Here is a 19106-nt window from a genome sequence, read left to right as displayed (position 1 = left end):
GCGACGGGAGATCACCCGGTCAGCGAGCGATCGACGCCCCGCGCATCACTCCGCGACCGGCTGGGGAACGGCCAGGTTCTGCCCCCGCATGCGCTGCGAGATGACCTGCGTGATGCCGTCGCCGCGCATGCTGACGCCGTACAGCGCGTCGGCCACCTCCATGGTCGGCTTCTGGTGCGTGATGACGATCAGCTGCGACTTCTCGCGCAGCTGCTCGAACAGGCCGATCAGGCGCCGGAGGTTGGTGTCGTCGAGGGCGGCCTCCACCTCGTCCATCACATAGAAGGGGGACGGACGGGCGCGGAAGATCGCCACCAGCATCGCCACCGCGGTCAGCGACTTCTCGCCACCAGAGAGCAGCGAGAGGCGCTTGACCTTCTTGCCGGGCGGACGCGCCTCGACCTCGATGCCGGTGGTGAGCATGTCGGACGGGTCGGTCAGCACCAGCCTGCCCTCGCCGCCGGGGAACAGTTTCGCGAAGACCCCGACGAACTCGCGCTCGACGTCCTCCCATGCCTCGGTGAACACCTGCAGGATCCGGGTGTCGACGTCGGCGACCACCCCGAGCAGGTCCTTGCGCGCGGTCTTGACGTCCTCGAGCTGGGTGGACAGGAAGTTGTAGCGCTCCTCGAGGGCCGCGAACTCCTCCAGCGCAAGCGGATTGACCTTGCCCAGGGTCGCGAGGTCCCTCTCGGCCCGCTTGGCCCGCCGCTCCTGGGTGTCCCGGTCGTAGGGCATCGGCGCGGGCGCCACCACCTGTTCGCCCCGCTCGCGGGCCTGCTCGTATTCGGCCATCTCCAGGGCGGACGGCGGCAGCGGCACGTCGGGCCCGTACTCCGCGACGAGGTCGTCGAGGCCGATGCCGTGCTGCTCGGAGATGGTCTGCTCGAGCTGCTCGATGCGCAGCGCGGCCTGCGCCCTGGCGACCTCGTCGCGGTGCACGGCGTCGGTGAGCGCGGTCAGCTGGCCGGTGTACTGCCGCACCCGCTCCTTGACCGTCTCCAGTTGCTGTGTGCGTTCGGTGCGTTGCCGGGTCAACTCATCGCGGTGTGCCACGGCGGCCGCGACCACCTCCTCCAGGTGAGCCGCCACCCGCCTGCCGGACTCCGCGACGGCGGCGGCGACCGCGGCCGCGTTCTGCCGCGCGGCCATGGCCCGTTCGGCGCGGGCCCTGGCCTCGCGTTCCACCTGCGCCGCGCGCCGAAGCGAATCCGCCTTGCCGCGAACGGATTCCGCCCGTTCCTCGGCTGTCCGCAGTGTCAGGCGCGCTTCCATCTCCACGGACCGCACCTCGGCCAGCGCCGCGGCCGCGGCCTCGCGCTCGCCACTGCTGGGGTCCCCGGCCGCCGGATCGCTGTCCAGCGACTGCTCCTGCTGGGCCAGCGCGAGGCGCTCCTCCAGCTCTCGCAGCGACGCGACCGCGTCCTCGCGGCCCGTCTCCGCCGCGGTGCGTTGGCCCGCCAGCCGCTCGGACTCGGCATGCGCGGCGCGGGCCACCTGGCCGAGCCTGCCGAGCTGCTCGTAGATCGCGGACAGGGCGGCGTCGGACTCGTTGAGCGCGGCCAGGGTCTGCTCGGCGGACTCGGCGCGGTGCTCGCGTTCGGTGGTGGCCCCCGACAACGCGGCGGAGAGCTCGTCCGCGCGGCGCTCGGCGTCCGCGAGGCCCGCCGTCGACGCGTCGATGGCCGACTGCACCTCGAGGGTGGAGGGTCGCCGATCGGAGCCGCCGGTCATCCAGCCGGATCCGAGGAGGTCACCGTCCCTGGTGACCGCCCGCAGGCCGGGTCGTCCGGCGACGAGGTCCGCGGCCTCCTCCAGGGTGTCCACGACGGCCACCTCGCCGAGCAGCGCGCTCAGCGCCCCGCGCAGGTTGTCGGGGTGTTCGACCAGGTCGAGGGCGCGCTGCGCGGATCCGGGCAGCGCGGCGTCGTCCCGCGGCGACGCCTGGGTGCCGTCCCCGACCACCAGTGCGGCCCTGCCGCCGTCGGCCTCCTTCAGTGCGGCGACGGCCGACCGAGCGGCGGCCACCGTCTGTGCCGCGATGGCGTCGGCGGCGGGCCCGAGCGCGGCGGCGATCGCGACCTCGTAGCCATGCCGGATGCGGAGCATCCCGGCGAGCGGGCCGATCAATCCCTCACCGGAGCGATGTTCGATCAGCCAGGCGGCGCCGTCCTTCTGCTGCAGTCCGATCGACAGCGCCTCGATCCTGGCCCGCAGCGACGCGACCTCCTGGCCCGCGGCGCGCTCGGCGTCCTGCAGTTCGGTGACCCGGGCGGTGGCGGCTTCAAGCGCGGCGACGGCGCGTTCGTTCTGGGTGTCGAGCCCGAGTTCGCCCTCGTCGAGATCGCCGATCTGCGCCTGCACGCCTTCGAATTCCGCCTGCGCCGCATCGCCGCGGGCGCGCGCGTCCTCGATCGCCAGCGTCAGCCGCGCCACCTCGGCGTCGACGGAGTCCGCGCGGCTGCGGAGGGTGTCCACCTGACCGGAGAGCCGGGCCAGGCCCTCGCGACGGTCCGCGATGGCCCGGACGGCGGCCATGTGCGCCCGCTCGGCGGCGGCGGAGGCCTCCTCGTACTCGGTCAGCGTGTCCTTCGCGGCATCGAGGGTGGCCCTGGCCATCTCGACCGCGGCCACCAGCTCCGCCTCCTCCGCCGCGACGCGTTCGGCCTGCGCCTCGAGCTGGTCGGGGTCCTGCCCGCGGCTCGAGGTGGGTGCGCTGTCGAGGTGGCGGGCACGTTCGGCGGCGATCCTGATCGTGGCGTTGACCCGCTCGGCCAGCGCGGAGAGCTGAAACCACGTCTGCCCGGCTGCCTCGGCGCTCGGGGTCAGCCTGGCCAGGGCCTGCTCGTGGGCGCCGAGCTCCGCGGACGCCGCCTCGAGCTCGGTCTGGACGTGCTCCTGCTGGGCTCGGGCCATCGCCTCGTCCTGGGACTGCGATGCCAGCTCGGCCCGCCGGGTGACCAGGTCGTCGGCCACCAACCGAAGCCGGGCGTCGCGCAGGTCGGCCTGCACGGTCTGCGCGCGGCGCGCGACCTCGGCCTGCCTGCTCAGCGGCTTGAGCTGACGACGCAGTTCGGTCGTGAGGTCGGTCAGGCGGGCGAGGTTGGCCTGCATGGAGTCCAGCTTGCGGACGGCCTTTTCCTTGCGCTTGCGGTGCTTGAGGACGCCCGCGGCCTCCTCGATGAACGCGCGGCGGTCCTCCGGGCGGGACTCCAGGATGGCGGCCAGGCGGCCCTGACCGACGATGACGTGCATCTCCCGGCCGATACCGGAGTCGCTGAGCAGCTCCTGGACGTCCATCAACCGGCACGAGGTGCCGTTGATCTCGTACTCGCCCGCGCCGTCGCGGAACATCCGCCGGGTGATCGAGACCTCGGAGTACTCGATCGGCAGCGCGCCGTCGGAGTTGTCGATGGTGAGCGTCACCTCGGCGCGGCCGAGCGGGGGCCGGCCGGAGGTGCCGGCGAAGATGACGTCTTCCATCTTGCCGCCGCGCAGCGCCTTCGCGCCCTGCTCGCCCATCACCCAGGTGAGGGCGTCGAGAATGTTCGACTTGCCGGACCCGTTCGGTCCCACCACGCAGGTGATGCCCGGTTCGAACCGCAGAGTCGTCGCGGACGCGAAGGACTTGAACCCCTTCAGCGTCAGACTCTTGAGATGCATGGCGAATGACGTTACTGCACCGCACCGACCGAATCGGCCATTGAACGCCGTGCCGGGGCGAAGACCTGGGCCTTCGCCCGCGGCAGGGGTGAGGCCCTACCCCGATGCGCCCTGGGCCGGGGAACCAACGGTGAACCTGGCGCCGAACGGGTCGGTGATCTCCCCGGTCCGCCCGTAGGGCATGTCGGTCGGGTCGTCCGCGGCGCCTCCCGCCGCTCGCGCGGCGGCCACGGCCACGTCGGCATCGGTGACCTGGAACAGCGTGCCCCAGGCCGATGCGGGTGCCGCCGGGTCGCCCATGATGCCGCCGATCTCGTGCCCGTCCGGCCTGCGCAGAAACGTGAAGTCCATGCCCGGCAGGTCCTCGTTCCCGTCCAGCGTGAAGTCGAACACCGCGGCGTAGAAGTCGCGCGCCGGGCCGGGGTCCGGCGTCACCAGATCGTTGCGCAGCAGCGTGTTCGGCTCGTTCACCAACTCGCAGCCGACGTGTGCCTGCCCCTGCCACAGCCCGAACTGTCCGCCCGAGGGGTCTCGCACGATCGCCATCCGACCCTGCCCCATCACGTCCATCGGATCGACCAGCACGACACCGCCCGCGTCCCTGGATCGCGCGACGGTGACATCCAGGTCGTCGGTGGCCAGGTAGACGTTCCACCAGAACTCGGTCGCGTTCTCGTCGGGGTTCGGCATCAGCGCGGCGACCTTCTTCCCCCGCAACAGACACATCGTGTACCGCCCGGCCTCTTCGGGGCCGATGTCGAATTCCCAGCCGAAGACCTGCCCGTAGAACGACATCGCCCGATCCAGGTCGGGGATGCCCAGGTCGATCCAGGTGGGGGTGCCAAGCGGTTGGTTCGTCGTGACGGCGCTCATCGCTACTCCTCAACTGTCGGGTACGCCGTCGACGCTAGCCTTCGGCGCCGACACGGACCCTGCATTACTCTCCCCCGAGTGATCGATGATGTGACCAGTTCCAAGGGGCTCAGGGCGGGGGCCCTGAGCCTGACCTCCAGCGTGGTGATCGGGGTGGCCTCCGCCGGCCCCGCCTACAGCATCGCCGCCACCCTCGGCCTCGTCGTCGCGGCTGTCGGGCTGCAGGCCCCGGTGGTCGCGTTGCTCGCGTTCGTCCCGATCCTGTTCGCCGCGTTCGGCTACAAGGAGCTCAACCGCGCCGACCCGGATTGCGGCACCACCTTCGTCTGGGCCACCCGCGCGTTCGGCCCGTCCTGGGGGTGGATGGCCGGCTGGGCGATCGTCGTCGCGGACGTGCTGGTGATGGCGAGCATGGCCCAGGTCGCGGGCCAGTACACCTTCCTGCTGTTCGGCGCGGAGGGGATCGGCCGCGACGCCACCAGCGTCTGGGTGCTGCTGCTCGGGGTGGCGTTCATGGTCGCCATGACCTACCTGTGCTTTCGCGGCATCGACATCTCGGCACGCTTCCAGTCGGTGCTGCTGACGATCGAGTTCGTCGCGCTGGTGCTGTTCGCGGTGGTCGCCCTGATCCGCGTGTGGCTGGGCAATGCGGGTGCCGCGGCCCTGACCCCGCAGTGGAGCTGGTTCAACCCGTTCGAGATCGGATCCTTCTCGACGTTCGTCAACGCGATCCTGCTGATGGTGTTCATCTACTGGGGCTGGGACTCGGTGGTCTCGGTCAACGAGGAGACCGTCGACAAGCGGCGCACGCCGGGCCGCTCGGCGGTGATCTCCACGATCGTGCTGGTCGCCCTGTACGTGCTCGTCACCGTCGCGGCGCAGTCCTTCGCCGGGATCGGCGAGGAGGGAACCGGGCTGGCCAACCCCGAACACGTGGACGACATCTTCGCCGCGCTCGGGACCGCGGTGTTCGGCGAGAGCATGCTCGGGCAGATCCTGGTGCACGTCCTGCTGCTGATGATCCTGACGTCGGCGATCGCGTCGACGCAGACCACCATCCTGCCGACGGCCCGCACCACCCTGTCGATGGGCGTCTTCAAGGCGCTGCCGGACAGCTTCGCGAAGGTGCACCCCCGGTTCCTGACACCGACGGTGTCCACCCTCGCGATGGGCGCGGTGTCCGCCGGCCTCTACATCGCGTTCAACTTCGTGTCCGCGGGCAACCTGATCTTCGACTCGGTCTCCGCGATCGGGATCGCCGTCGGCTTCTACTACGGCATCACCGGTGTGTCCTGTGCGTGGCTGTACCGGGACACCCTGCGCGACGGTCCGCGCGAGCTGTGGATGCGAGGCATCCTCCCGCTCCTCGGCGGCGCGATGCTGCTGTTCTCGGCCGCATGGACGGCGGTGACCTCGTTCGCCTCGGACTACGGCGAGACCAGTTGGACGCTGCCCTTCACCCCGCACTGGCAGATCGGCGGTGTGTTCATCCTCGGTGTGGGGTCGATGCTGCTTGGCCTGCCGCTGATGTGGTGGTGGCGCGGCCGCGATCGCCGGTTCTTCGACGGCGAGATCATCGAACGCCGACTCCCCGAACCCGAGGCCCGCGACCGCGAGCCGGTCGTCTGAGGCGTCAGGTGCGCTTCGTGGGCGGCATGACCCGCTTGAGCACCTCGAACATGGGCCGCTGGTACCACGAACCGAGAATGCGCACCATGAGGTCCAGGCCGCGGGCATCGTTGCCGACGAGGACGCGCGCTCGGTTCTTCGCGACGCCGTCGAGGATGATCTCCGCCGCCTTCTCCGGGCTCATCCTCAGCAGCTTCTCGTTGTAGAGCGCGGTCTCGGCCGGGTCCTTCGTCGGGCCCGCATGCCCTGCGTTGTTGGCGACGTTGGTCTTGACGCCGCCCGGGTGCACGCACGTGACGCGCACGGGGTGTCCACCCGCGAGCATCTCCAGCCGCAACGACTCGGTGAACCCGCGCACCGCGAACTTCGCGGAGTTGTAGGCGCTCTGGCGGGGCAGGGCGAGGATGCCGTAGAGGCTGGACGTGTTGATCACGTGGCCGTCGCCCGACGCGATGAGGTGCGGCAGGAATGCCTTGGTGCCGTTGACGACTCCCCAGTAGTCGACGTCGAGGACGCGCTCGATGTCCTTGAACTCGGACTCGAGGATGGAGCCGGAAAAGGCGATGCCCGCATTGTTGTAGACCTGGTTGACGACGCCGAAATGCTCGACGACGGCGTCGGCATAGCGCAGAACCGATTCGCGCTCGGACACGTCGAGCCGGTCCGACCTCACGTCGGCACCCAGTTCCTCGAGCAGCCCGACGGTCGCGGCGAGCCCCTCCGTGTCGACGTCGGACACCGCCAGTCGCGCCCCGCGGCGAGCCAGACCGAGTGCGAGGGTTCGCCCCATGCCGGAGCCTGCGCCGGTGACGACCGCGACACGTCCGAGGAATTCACTCATGCCGCCAACCTACTCCCGGCCCGTGGGAGCGGGGACGCTACAGGATGGCGACCGCGACGATCAGACCGAGCGCGAGATGCGCGGCCGCGACGACGAGCACCTCGGGGGTGAAGCGCTCCTCGGCCAACACCTCGCCGATGTCGATGCCGGTGACGAGCTCGATGAATCGCACCGAGAACACCTGCGCGACAATCCCCAACAGCCCGAAGACGAGCGTGTAGATCAGGCCCTCGACCAGTCGGCCGGAGGAGGCGTAGATCGCCAGCACGATGATCAGCGCCATGCTCACCATGCCCGCCGACGTCACGATCGCGGCATTGGGCCTGCCCTCGCGCACCAGCGTTCGCAGGTGGCCGGGCGTGGTCCAGTCGATGGCGTAGAAGCCGAGGACCATCAGCAGCAGACCGACGATCGCGTACAGCGCGATCGCGGAGACGCCCCTGCCCAGATCGGACCAGTAATCGCTACTCAGGGCCAGCACCTCAGTCGTCATCAATCGCTCCGTTTCGGTATGCATCGGGTTCCAGGGTGCGGTCACGGCTGCGGAATCCGGTGCGGCACGAAGGCCGCGCCGTCATCGGTGATCAGCCCGGAGGTCTCGCGGATGCCGAGACCGGCGGCCGTGTCGCCGACGATCCAGGCGCCGAGAGCCGGGCGCATGCCGTCGAATTCCGGTAGCGGATCGAGCAATTGGTAGACGAAGCCCTCGTCGCCGTAGATGCCGCCGGTGGTCGTCTCCATGCCCGCGCCCACCACCGAGATGTTCGCGCCCTCCCGGCCGAGCCTGGGCTTGCGCACGTACTCGGTGAGCTCGTGCGGGTCGTCGAGATAGGCGGGCAACAGGTTCGGGTGCCCGGGATACATGCCCCACAGCACCGCCAGGATCGCCTTGTTGCTCAACAACGTCTTCCAGAGCGGCTCGACCCACATCGTCTCCGGGAGCAGCGCGAGCGCCTTCTTCCCGAAGTCGTCGTCGAGCACCCACTCCCAGGGGTACAGCTTGAACAGGGTCGAGATCGGCGCCTCTTCGAGGTCGACGAACCGGTGCAGGTCCTCGTCGTAGCCGATCTCCTCGATCGCGAGCGCAACGGTGTTCAGGCCCGCCTCCGCCGCTGTCTCCTGCAGGTACGCGACGGTGATGTTGTCCTCGCCGCTGGCATCCGCCGACGACCAGGAGAAATGCGCCTCGTGGCCGGGCAGCCGGTCGCGGATCGCTCCCCACCGCTCGACCAGCGCCTCGTGCAGCGAGTTCCACTGGTCGTCGTCGGGGTGAGTGTCCTTGAGCCAATGCCATTGCAGGATGGACGCTTCGAGCAGGGTGGTCGGTGTGTCCGCGTTGTACTCGAGCAGCTTCGCGGGACGGCGACCGTCATAGCGGAGGTCGAATCGACCGTAGACGTGCGGGTCGCCGCGACGCCAGGACTCGGCGATCGGGCCCCAGGTCCATTCCGGCAGACCGAAGTCCGCGAACCGTTCGGTGAGGATCACATGCTCGACCGCGTTGAGGCACATCGAGTGCAGCAGTTCGACATCCGCCTCGATCGCCAGGATCTCGTCCATGTCGAACTCGTAGTGCACCGACTCGTCCCAGTAGGGGCGGGCGGTGCCATCGCCGAGACGAGCCGGGGTGCCGTACACCAGGCCCTGGGATTCGACTATCTTCTGCCACCCCGGACGCGGGGTGGATCGAACTCTGCGCACGTCAGCTCCCGCCGCTGCCGGTCGACTTGCTGCCGAACCCGCCGCGTTGAATCGTGGTACCGGACTTGGTGGTGATGGTGGTGCCCTTGGGTGTGACGACGGTGCCGCCGGTCACCTTCGTGCCGACGCCGCCCGCGCTGCCGCCGTAGTAGTAGCGGTACGGCGAGCCCGCGAAGATGAACATGCCCGCCATGCCGCCGGTGCCGGGCGTCCCGGTCGTGCAGTACGACTCGTCGACCTCGACCTCGGTGTTCGGGTCGATGCAGGTGGCCTGGACCTCGTCCGAGGACAGCGCGGTGTATCCGAGCGCGACCAGTCCGACCACGCCGACCACCGCGACGCCGCCGATCAGGCCCTTCTTCCGCTTGCGTCGGCGTTCCTCGGCCTTGGCCTCGGCCTCGGCGGCCAGCCGCTCCTGCTCGGCGCGGTCCTTGCGGGCCTTGTCCCTGGCGCGCGCCTCGCCGACCGTCGGCGGACGGGGCACGGTGCTGCCGGGTTCCTGACGCCGTATCCGGCCGCCGCCGGGAGCCTGCGCGGCCTCGTCGCCTGCGCCGGACCCGTCCGTACCGCCGGTCTCGCCTGCCCCGTTCCTGTCGTCCGGTCCGCCCTGATCCGGTCCCACTCGTCCCTCCCCATCCTGTGACGTCATCGCACCGAGGTTAGCGTTCGTCGAAACCGGTGAGGTTTCCCGCGGCGTCCGACCAGCTCTCCACCACGAGATCGACCCGGCCGGGCGTCGAGCCGGACCGGAGCAGCTCCAGCAGCAGCTCGCACTGCGGCCGGGGCCCCTCGGCGATCACCAGCACCCGACCGTCCGGGCGGTTGGTGGCATGTCCAACGAGGCCGAGTTCGAGCGCCCTCGACCGCGTCCACCACCGAAACCCCACGCCCTGAACCGACCCGTGTACCCAGGCGGTCAGGCGCACCGGTTCCGGTGGGCGCATCGGAGCCCGCTCAGCTGCTCTTCGGCGGCACGAGCTTGTGCACGCTGCCGTCAAAGCTGGTGGTGTACAACGCCGCCGGATCCCAGCCGGGGCCGGATCCGAACCGGACGGAGCTCGTCAGCGGCAGATCGGAGCCGATCTCGCAGGTGGAGCCGGTGGTGGGGTCGAGCCGAACCACCTTGCCCGCGCCGTTGAGCGCCATGTAGATGTTGCCGTCGGCCCCGACGGTGAGGTCGTCGCCCGCGTTCGACGAACCGGATCCCGCGACCTTCATGGTGTGGACCGCGCCCTTGAGATCGGTCGCGTTCAGCTCCCGGATCTCGGTGTTCGAGTCAAAGGTGTTGCCGACGTAGACAGTTGCGCCGTCCGCGGACACGGCGAGGCCGTTGGCGGAGCCCAGGTCGGTACGCACCGACGCCGGGGTGCCCGGCTGTGCTGCCGGAATTCGGGTCAGACCCTGGTCGGACCCGAGGTTCCTGGTGACCAGCAGGTCACCGTTCGCCAGCTTGGCCAGCCCGTTCGGCATAGTCAGCCCCTTGGCCACGGTGGTCTGCTCGCCGGTGTCCAGGTCGAGGGACTCGACGGTGCCGTTCTTGCTGTTCGACAGGCCGGCCATCGCGTTGTTCCCGGTGGTGAACAGGATGGTGTCACCGCTGACGACGATGCCGCCCGGCCCGGTGAAGTCCGAGACCAGTGTGCCGGTCTTGCCTCCGGGGGACAGCGTGCGGATGGCTCCGTCGCCGAACAGGGTGCCCTCGGACAGCAGCATCTTTCCGCGGCCGTCGAACGCCAGGTTCTCCAGCATCCCGAATCCGCTGGCCACCTCGCTCGCCGTCCACGGCGTACACGACTGCGCGGCAGCGGTGACGGACGGCGTCGTGGTCGCGGCGGCGGGCGCGGGTGCCGAGCTCGCGGGCGTAGACGTCACCGGCGCCGCGGTCGGCGCCGCGGTGGCCGCAGGCGCGGCCGTCGCGGCCGCAGGCGCGGCCGTCGCGGTCGGCGCGACGGGTGCGGCCGTCGCGGTCGGCGCGACGGGTGCGGCCGTCGTGGTCGGCGCGGCAACTCCGGGCAACGGCGAAGTCAGTCCGGGCAGCGAGAAGGGCGGCGCGACAGCGGGCGTCGTCGTGGCCGCGGGCTCCGCGGGAGTCGGAGCAGGCTGAACGGGAGCGGGCTGGGCGACGGCGATCGGGGCACCCACGATCGCGCCGGTTGCCACCAGGGCACCGACCATCGCAACACGAGAGAGCAACATGGCGCCTATTTGATCACGAATCAGTTTCAACCGTCAGGTTCACCACGGTGCCATTTTTCAGGGTACGTCCGACCGTGCACACCTTGTCCACGGATTTGAGCACAACGGTGAGCAAACGCTCCTGTGCCTCGGCGTCGAGTTCACTGAGATCGACCTCGAGGACCTCGTCCAGCCGCGGGTACACCTCGTTCTCACGGTCCGCCGCGCCCGACACCCGGACTGTCGCGTCGTAGTTGTCCCCGAGCCTGCGCGAGAGCGGCAGGTCCGAGCTCATACCGGTGCAGGCGGCCAGCGCGATCTTGAGCAGCTCACCGGGGGTGAACACGCCGTCGACGCTCTCCGACCCGATCAGCACCTCCGCGCCGCGCGAGCTGCGGCCCGTGTAGCGGCGCGTCCCGGAGCGCTCGACCCACAACTCGGTGGACGCGGCCGGCTGGGCGGGGGTACTAGCGGAAGTCTGATCAGCCATACCCGAATCCTGCCATCCGCCGCGGTCGGCTCCGCAGGCGACATGGCGCCACTCGGCTACACCTGGAAGCGGTACCCCATCCCGGATTCGGTGATCAGATGCTTGGGCTGCGAGGGATCCCGCTCCAGCTTGCGGCGCAGCTGCGCGAGATACACACGCAGGTAGTGGGTTTCGGTGGCGTACGACGGGCCCCACACCTCGCGCAGCAATTCCTTCTGCCCGACCAGCTTGCCCTTGTTGCGCACCAGCATCTCCAGCATCCCCCACTCGGTGGGCGTCAGATGCACCTCGCGCTCGTCCTTGATCACCCGCTTCGCGGCCAGGTCGACGGTGAACGACTCGGTCACCACCACCGGCTCGCCCACATCGGTGGCCGCGGAGTGCCGCCGTACCGCGGCCCTCAGGCGTGCCAGGAACTCGTCCATGCCGAAGGGCTTGGTGACGTAGTCGTCGGCGCCCGCGTCGAGGGCCTCCACCTTGTCGGCCGAGTCGGTGCGCGCGGAGAGCACGATCACGGGGGCGGTGGACCAGCCGCGGAGCCCAGCCAGCACCTCGATGCCGTCCATGTCCGGCAGACCCAGGTCGAGCACGATCACCTCGGGGTGCTTCTCGGCGGCGGCCCGCAGCGCCGCCGCCCCGGTCGCCGCCGTGGTCACCTCGTAGCCCCGCACGCTCAGATTGATCCGCAGCGCCCGCAGGATCTGCGGTTCGTCGTCGATCACCAGCACCCGTGTCACACAGTCACCTTCCCGATCCCAGCCAAGTCCACCACCATTGTCAGCCCACCGCCCGGTGTATCCGTGGCGCTGACGCTTCCCCCCATCGCCTCGACGAAACCGCGCACCACCGACAACCCAAGGCCGACCCCGGTGGACATGTCTCGGTCGCCGAGGCGTTGGAACGAGTCGAAGATCTGATCCTCCGCACCTCGGGCGATGCCCGGGCCGGTGTCCGCAACCGTGATCAGCACCCGGTCCTTCACCGGAGCCGCCGCAATCCGCACCATCGAGTCGGGTGCGTACCGGAGCGCGTTGTCCACCAGGTTCGCCAGTACCCGCTCGAGCAGTCCACTGTCCGCCATCACCGCGTTGCCGCCGACCTCGACCTTCACCCGGTCCGGTCCAGCCCGGCCGATTCCCGGCGCGCCGATCCCGACGCCGACCAGCGCGCGATGGACCACTTCCTCGAGGTAGACCGGGCGCAGGGTCGGGCGCACCACACCCGCCGCCAGCCGCGAGGAGTCGAGCAGGTTGCCCACCAGATTGGTCAGTTGGTCGGCCGACTCTTCCACCGTGGCAAGCAGTTCCGCGGTGTCCTCCGGCGAGAACTCCACGTCGTCGCTGCGCAGGCTCGAGACCGCGGCCTTGACTGCGGCCAGCGGCGTCCGCAGGTCGTGGCTCACCGCGGACAGCAGCGAGCGCCGCAGTCGGTCCGCCTCCGCGAGGGCCTTCGCCTGGCTGGCCTCCTCGGCGAGCTCGCTCTGCCGGATCAACCCCACCGCCTGATTCGCGACGGCGAGCAGCACCCGTCGGTCGCGTGCGTGCAGTTCGTCGCCGCGCAGCGCCAGCGCGTACTCGCCGTCGCTGACCTCGCACACGGTGTCGGCCTCGTCGACCGTCGTGAGCGGGCCCGGTCCCACCGAGCTCACCACCCCGTGCCCGCGACGGATCATGCTCACCGACTGTTGGGCGTAGGTCTCCCGCACCTTCTCCAGCAGCGCGGGCAGGTCGGCGCCGCGCAGCACCGAACCGGCGAACAGGGCGAGCAGTTCCGCCTCCTTGGACGCCCGGCGCGCCTCCCTGGCCCGCTTCGCCGCCGCGTCCACCAGCACGGCCACCGCGACGGCGATCACCAGCAGCACCACCGTGGTGATGAAGTTGTCCGGCTCGGCGATCGTGAAGCTGCGAAGCGGCGGGGTGAAGAAGTAGTTGAGCAGCAGACCCGAGATCAGCGCGGACAGTGCTGCGGGCGCGACGCCGCCCAGCAGGGCGACGAGCAACACCACGATGAAGAACAGCGCGCTCTCGCCGCCCCAGCCGAAGGACCGGTTGACCGCTCCCATGACCAGCGCGGCCGCTGAGGGCACCAGGACCGCGGCGACCCAGGCCAGGATCTTGCGCGAACGCGTGCCCACCGGGGTCAGCCTGCGTGGCGTGCTCGATTCACCGTGCGTAACCATGTGCACATCGATCGAGCCGGACTGCTGCACGACGGCCGCGCCGATGCCCTCGTCGAGGATGCGGGCCCAGCGCGATCGCCTCGAGGTCCCGAGCACCAACTGGGTCGCATTGGCCGCTCGCGCGAAGTCGAGCAGGGTCGACGGCACATCGTCGCCGACCACGCTGTGCAGGCTCGCGCCGATGCTGTTCGCCAGCTTGCGCACCTTGCCCATCTCCGGTGCGGACACCCCGGCCAGCCCGTCGCCGCGCACCACGTGCACGACGATGAGCTCGGCACTCGATTTCGAGGCGATCCGGCCGGCTCGGCGCACGAGGGTCTCCGACTCCGGCCCCCCGGTGACGGCAACCACCACCCGCTCCCTGGCCTCCCAGGTGTCGGTGATCTCGTTCTCCGCACGGTACTTCGCGAGCGCCGCATCCACCTGGTCGGCGACCCACAGCAGCGCGAGCTCGCGCAACGCGGTGAGGTTTCCGCGACGGAAGTAGTTGCTCAGTGCGGCGTCCACCTTCTCCGCGGCGTAGATGTTTCCGTGGGAGAGCCTGCGGCGCAGCGCCTCCGGGGTGATGTCGACGAGCTCGACCTGGGTGGCCGCGCGCACGACGGCGTCGGGCACGGTCTCCCGTTGCGTCACCCCGGTGATCTGCTGGACGACGTCGTTGAGGCTCTCGAGGTGCTGCACGTTGAGGGTGGTGAGCACGTCGATGCCCGCCGCGAGCACCTCCTCGACGTCCTGCCATCGCTTCTCGTTGCGGCTGCCGGGGGTGTTGGTGTGAGCGAGTTCGTCGACCAGCACGAGCGCAGGCCTACGCCTGAGCACCGCGTCCACGTCGAGTTCGCCCATCGTGGTGCCGCGGTAGTCGATCAGCTTCGGCGGCACCACCTCGAGGTCACCGATCTGCGCGGCCGTGCGGGCGCGGCCGTGGGTCTCCACCACGGCCGCGACCACATCGGTGCCCCGTTCGCGACGGCGATGGGCCTCGCCGAGCATCGCGAACGTCTTGCCGACGCCGGGGGCGGCGCCCAGATAGATGCGCAGTTCACCGCGCTTGCCCTCGCCCCCGGAACCCGTACCGCTCACTCCGTCATCATCCACCAGTGGGCACGTCAGCCGCAGGAAGGCGCGGTCAGGCCAAGCGCGAGGTTCAGCTCGAGCACGTTCACCCGTTCCGCACCCAGCACGCCGAGCTGGCGGCCCTCGGTGTTCTCGTCCACGAGCTGGCGGACTCGCTCCTCGCCGAGCCCGTTCGCCGCGGCGACCCTGGGAACCTGGATCGCGGCGTACGCGGGGCTGATGTGCGGGTCGATGCCGGACCCGGAACCGGTCACTGCGTCGACAGGAACCTGATCGGGACGCACGGCCTCCCGCTCGGCGATCGCCGTGCGACGCTCGGTGATGAACGACGCCAGGATCTCGCTGCTGGGGCCCTGGTTGGTCGGCAGGGCGGTCGCAGGGTCGCCCGGTGCGAACGGGTCCTCATCGGCGACCGAACCGGTGACCCTGTTGTGGAAGAACGGATCCGGCGCGCCTGCCTCCACCTGCGGGTCCACCCCCACCCAGCGGCTGCCGACCACACATCCGTTGCTGTCGCGCACCGGCGAGCCCTCCGCTGATCCGGAACTGATCCGGCCCACCCCCCACACCGCGGCGGGGTAGATCACCCCGAGGATCACGGTGAGCGCGAGCAAGACCAGCAGGCCGGCCCACACCTGCTTCACGAAACCGATTGTGAATCGCATTCAAGCTCACCCAATCCCAGGAATAAGTCGGACGACGAGGTCGATCAGCCAGATGCCGATGAACGGCGTGATCACACCACCGAGGCCGTAGATCAACAGGTTTCGGCCCAGCAACTGCGAGGCCGAGGACGGCCGGTAGCGCACGCCCTTGAGCGCCAACGGGATCAGCGCCACGATCACCAGCGCGTTGAAGATCACCGCCGACACGATCGCCGACTGCGGCGTCGCCAGGCGCATGATGTTCAGCGTGTCCAGCTGCGGGTAGATCCCGCTGAACAGCGCGGGCAGGATGGCGAAGTACTTCGCCAGGTCGTTGGCCAGCGAGAACGTGGTCAGCGCCCCGCGGGTGATGAGCAGCTGCTTGCCGATCTCCACGACCTCGATGAGCTTGGTGGGATCCGAGTCCAGATCCACCATGTTCCCTGCCTCCTTGGCCGCGGAGGTACCGGTGTTCATCGCGACGCCGACATCGGCCTGGGCCAGCGCGGGCGCATCGTTGGTGCCGTCACCGGTCATCGCGACCAGCCGGCCACCCCGCTGCTCCTTGCGGATCAGCTCGAGCTTGTCCTCCGGGGTCGCCTCGGCCATGAAGTCGTCCACGCCTGCCTCGGCGGCGATCGCCTTGGCGGTCAACGGGTTGTCGCCGGTGATCATGACGGTGCGGATGCCCATGGCCCGCAGCTCGGCGAACCGCTCGGCGATGCCCGGCTTGACCACGTCGGAGAGCTCGATGACACCGAGCACCCTCGGGCTCCCCGCCTCGACCACGGCCACCACGAGCGGCGTGCCGCCGACCTGGGCGATCTCGTTGACCGTGTCGGTCACGGCCGGGGCCGCACTGCCGCCCTGCGTCCGCACCCAGGACAGTGCTGCGTCGCTGGCGCCCTTGCGGATCTGCGATCCGTTGAGGTCGAGTCCGCTCATCCGGGTCTGAGCCGTGAACGGCACGAACTCGCCGAGCTTCTCCGCCTCCGACGGGTCCGGGTCGAGCCCGAAGTCCTTGGCACACAACTCCACGATGCTGCGACCCTCGGGCGTCCCGTCCGCAAGGCTGGACAGCCGTGCGGCTTCCGCGAGTTCCCCCGCGGTGACCCCGGGAGCGGGATGCAGGGCGGTTGCCCTGCGGTTGCCGTAGGTGATGGTGCCGGTCTTGTCCATCAGCAGCGTGTCGATGTCGCCTGCCGCCTCGACCGCGCGGCCGGACATGGCCAGCACGTTGCGTTGCACCAGTCGGTCCATGCCCGCGATGCCGATGGCGGAGAGCAACGCGCCGATGGTCGTCGGGATGAGGCAGACGAGCAGCGCGATCAGCTTGATCGGGTCCTGCTCCTGGCCCGCGTACATGCCCATCGGCCCGATGGCGACCACGGCCAGCATGAAGATGATGGTCAGCGAGGCCAGCAGGATGTTCAGCGCGATCTCGTTGGGCGTCTTCTGCCGCGCGGCGCCCTCGACCAGGGCGATCATCCGGTCCACGAACGAGTGCCCCGGCGCCGCGGTGATCTCGACGACGATCCGGTCGGACAGCACGATGGTGCCGCCGGTCACCGCGCAGCGGTCGCCGCCGGACTCGCGGACCACGGGCGCGGATTCGCCGGTGATCGCCGACTCGTCCACCGTGGCGATGCCCTCGACGACGTCGCCGTCACCGGGGATCACCTCGCCCGCGACCACGACCACCCGATCGCCGACCACCAGGTCCGCGCCCGGGATCGACTCGATCGCGCCACTATCCGTGATGCGGTGAGCGGTGGTGTCCTGCTTGACCTTCCGCAGGCTTGCCGCCTGCGCCTTGCCGCGGCCCTCGGCGACGGACTCGGCCAGGTTCGCGAAGAGCACCGTGAACCACAGCCAGGCCGCGACCACCCAGGAGAACACCGACGGGTCGGCGATCGCCATCACCGTGGTGACCACCGAGCCGACGAGCACCACGAACATGACGGGGTTGCGCGCGAGGTGACGCGGGTCGAGCTTGCGGACCGCGCCTGGCAGCGCCGTGAGCAGCTGCTTCGGGCTGAAGATCCCGCCCTGCACCCGGTGCTGGTTGTGCTGCTCGTCCTGCGTGTCTTCCCCGGATCGCGGGGTGACGCCGGGACGTTCGGTGGTGTTCACACTCATTGCAGAGCCTCCGCGATCGGGCCCAGAGCCAGGGCCGGGAAGAATGTCAGCGCCGCGACCAGGACGACGGTGCCGGTGAGGAGTCCGGCGAACATCGGGCCCGCGGTGGGCAGGGTGCCCGCGCCCGGCTCCGTCTTCTTCTGCGACGCCAGGGATCCGGCGAGCGCGAGTACGAAGATGATCGGCAGGAAGCGTCCGAGCAGCATGCAGACGCCGAGCGAGGACTGGAACCAGTCGCTCGTCACGGTCAGGCCACCGAAGGCGCTGCCGTTGTTGTTCGAGGCCGAGGCGAACGCGTAGAGCACCTCGGAGAAACCGTGGATGGATCCGGGCGTGCCCGGATCGCCGCTGTTGCCCTGGTATCCGGTGGTGGACGACAGGATCACGGTGATGCCGGTGCCGATGAGCACCAGCGCGGGCATCACGAGCACCGAAAGCGCCGCCAGGGTGATCTCCCGCTGCCCCAGCTTCTTGCCGAGGTACTCGGGGGTCCGGCCGACGAGCAGTCCACCGACGAACACGGCGATCAGCGCCAACACGAGGATGCCGTACAGGCCGGTGCCGACGCCGCCGGGTGCGATCTCGCCGAGCAGCATGTTCAGCATCACCGCGCCGCCGCCGAGCGGCGACATGCTGTCGTGCGCGGCATTGACCGCGCCGGTGGAGGTTCCGGTGGTGCTGACCGCGAACAAAGCGGTGCCGGGGATCCCGAATCGGACCTCCTTGCCCTCCATCATTGCGCCCGCCGCGGTGGCGGCGACGCCGCGCTGACCGGACTCGGCGGCGAGGGTCACGGCGAGCAGGCCGCCCCAGAGGAGGCCCATCACGGCCAGTAGGGTCAGGCCCTGCTTGCGGTCGCCGACCATGGTGCCGAAGGTGCGGGTGAGCGAGACCGGGATGAGCAGGATCGCGATGATCTCGACGATATTGCTCAGCGGGGTCGGGTTCTCGAAGGGGTGAGCCGAGTTCGCCGCGAGGATGCCGCCACCGTTGGTGCCCAATTCCTTGATGGCCTCCTGCGAGGCCACCGGCGCGAGCGCATTGGTGACGGAGTTCCCGTCGAGGCCGGTCGAGGTGAAGCCGGAGTCGAAGGACTGGATCACGCCCTGGCTCAAGAGGATCAGCGCGATGATGAACGAGATGGGGAGCAGGATCCGGATGCAGCCACGGGTCAGGTCCACCCAGAAGTTGCCGATCTCGCCGCCGCGGGAGACACGGACGAAGCCGCGGATCAGCGCGGCCGCAACGGCCATACCTACGGCCGCGGACACGAAGTTCTGCACGGCCAGGCCGATCGGCTGGGTCAGGTTGGTCATCGTGGTCTCGGGCGCGTACGACTGCCAGTTGGTGTTGGCCACGAACGATGCGGCGGTGTTGAACGCCATTGCCGGGCTCACCCCGGACAGGTCACCGCTGAGCGGCAGCACGCCCTGGACGCGCTGCAGGAAGTAGAGGAAGAGCACGCTCGCGGCCGAGAAGCCGAGCAGGCTCCCGGCGTAGCCGTACCAGGTCTGGTCGGTGCGGGCGTTGATGCGGCAGAGCCGGTACAGGACCGTCTCGATGCGCAGATCCCCGGAACGGAGATCGGTGTCGGTGGTGTAGACCTTGGCCATGTAGTCACCGACGGGGACATACAGAATCGCTAGCACGGCGATCACCAGTGCTATCTGCAGTCCCGCAGCAAGCGCGGGATTCATG

16 protein-coding genes are annotated in these 19106 nt (G+C 69.7%); 2 read left to right on the top strand and 14 right to left on the bottom strand.

Annotated features, from left to right (window positions below):
• Positions 1–45 precede the first annotated feature (45 nt).
• Positions 46–3663, bottom strand: a complete 3618-nt coding sequence (smc, locus tag ABIC28_RS04375; protein ID WP_354577676.1) for a chromosome segregation protein SMC — start codon at positions 3661–3663, stop codon at positions 46–48.
• 96 nt (positions 3664–3759) lie between these two features.
• Positions 3760–4536, bottom strand: coding sequence for a VOC family protein (locus ABIC28_RS04370; RefSeq protein WP_209925901.1), 777 nt, complete (start codon positions 4534–4536; stop codon positions 3760–3762).
• A 78-nt stretch (positions 4537–4614) separates the two neighbouring features.
• On the opposite strand from ABIC28_RS04370, the gene ABIC28_RS04365 reads away from it, so the two are divergent.
• The gene (locus ABIC28_RS04365; protein ID WP_354577673.1) at positions 4615–6165 is read left to right on the top strand and encodes an APC family permease; all 1551 of its coding nucleotides are present in this window, start codon (positions 4615–4617) and stop codon (positions 6163–6165) included.
• Between the two features lie 4 nt (positions 6166–6169).
• Here the strand turns inward: ABIC28_RS04365 and ABIC28_RS04360 are convergent, their stop codons facing one another.
• The 6 genes from ABIC28_RS04360 to ABIC28_RS04335 all read right to left on the bottom strand — a co-directional run bounded on the left by ABIC28_RS04360 (position 6170) and on the right by ABIC28_RS04335 (position 10474).
• Positions 6170–7006: an SDR family NAD(P)-dependent oxidoreductase gene (locus ABIC28_RS04360; protein WP_354577671.1), complete on the bottom strand. Its 837-nt coding sequence runs from the start codon at positions 7004–7006 to the stop codon at positions 6170–6172.
• Between the two features lie 37 nt (positions 7007–7043).
• Positions 7044–7499, bottom strand: coding sequence for a DUF350 domain-containing protein (locus tag ABIC28_RS04355; RefSeq protein ID WP_097212659.1), 456 nt, complete (start codon positions 7497–7499; stop codon positions 7044–7046).
• Positions 7500–7540: 41 nt separating this feature from the next.
• A complete protein-coding gene (locus tag ABIC28_RS04350) occupies positions 7541–8707 on the bottom strand; it encodes a glutathionylspermidine synthase family protein (RefSeq protein WP_097212658.1) in 1167 nt (388 codons plus the stop codon).
• Between the two features lies 1 nt (position 8708).
• The gene (locus ABIC28_RS04345; protein ID WP_097212791.1) at positions 8709–9218 is read right to left on the bottom strand and encodes a hypothetical protein; all 510 of its coding nucleotides are present in this window, start codon (positions 9216–9218) and stop codon (positions 8709–8711) included.
• A gap of 148 nt (positions 9219–9366) precedes the next feature.
• A complete protein-coding gene (locus ABIC28_RS04340) occupies positions 9367–9651 on the bottom strand; it encodes an acylphosphatase (RefSeq protein WP_097212657.1) in 285 nt (94 codons plus the stop codon).
• Positions 9652–9661: 10 nt separating this feature from the next.
• The gene (locus tag ABIC28_RS04335; protein WP_354577668.1) at positions 9662–10474 is read right to left on the bottom strand and encodes an SMP-30/gluconolactonase/LRE family protein; all 813 of its coding nucleotides are present in this window, start codon (positions 10472–10474) and stop codon (positions 9662–9664) included.
• A 40-nt stretch (positions 10475–10514) separates the two neighbouring features.
• Here ABIC28_RS04335 and ABIC28_RS04330 point away from each other — a divergent pair, with 40 nt between their 5' ends.
• A complete protein-coding gene (locus ABIC28_RS04330) occupies positions 10515–10811 on the top strand; it encodes a hypothetical protein (RefSeq protein ID WP_354577666.1) in 297 nt (98 codons plus the stop codon).
• A gap of 105 nt (positions 10812–10916) precedes the next feature.
• On the opposite strand, the gene ABIC28_RS04325 is transcribed toward ABIC28_RS04330, so the two are convergent.
• Genes ABIC28_RS04325 through kdpA form a run of 6 tightly spaced genes read right to left on the bottom strand, consistent with a single transcriptional unit; the run spans position 10917 to position 19105 of the window.
• Entirely contained in the window at positions 10917–11372 is a 456-nt protein-coding gene (locus ABIC28_RS04325) for an OsmC family protein (RefSeq protein ID WP_269588238.1), read from the bottom strand.
• 56 nt (positions 11373–11428) lie between these two features.
• Entirely contained in the window at positions 11429–12109 is a 681-nt protein-coding gene (locus tag ABIC28_RS04320) for a response regulator (RefSeq protein WP_027499265.1), read from the bottom strand.
• On the bottom strand, positions 12106–14631 hold the full coding sequence (locus ABIC28_RS04315) for a sensor histidine kinase (protein ID WP_269588239.1): 2526 nt from the start codon (positions 14629–14631) through the stop codon (positions 12106–12108). Before ABIC28_RS04315 ends, ABIC28_RS04320 begins: the two co-directional genes overlap by 4 nt.
• A 26-nt stretch (positions 14632–14657) precedes the next feature.
• Positions 14658–15290: a potassium-transporting ATPase subunit C gene (locus ABIC28_RS04310; protein WP_269588240.1), complete on the bottom strand. Its 633-nt coding sequence runs from the start codon at positions 15288–15290 to the stop codon at positions 14658–14660.
• Positions 15291–15296: 6 nt separating this feature from the next.
• A complete protein-coding gene (gene kdpB / locus ABIC28_RS04305; protein ID WP_354577662.1) occupies positions 15297–17408 on the bottom strand; it encodes a potassium-transporting ATPase subunit KdpB in 2112 nt (703 codons plus the stop codon).
• Complete coding sequence (kdpA, locus tag ABIC28_RS04300; protein WP_354577660.1) at positions 17405–19105, bottom strand: potassium-transporting ATPase subunit KdpA; 1701 nt, start codon at positions 19103–19105, stop codon at positions 17405–17407. The genes kdpB and kdpA overlap by 4 nt, the downstream gene beginning before the upstream one ends.
• Position 19106 lies beyond the last annotated feature (1 nt).

This window comes from Rhodococcus sp. PvR044 (genome assembly GCF_040548995.1).
Taxonomy (GTDB): domain Bacteria; phylum Actinomycetota; class Actinomycetes; order Mycobacteriales; family Mycobacteriaceae; genus Rhodococcus_G; species Rhodococcus_G oryzae.
Note: the sequence above shows the minus strand (reverse complement) of the source record. Positions and strands in the feature narration are given on the sequence as shown.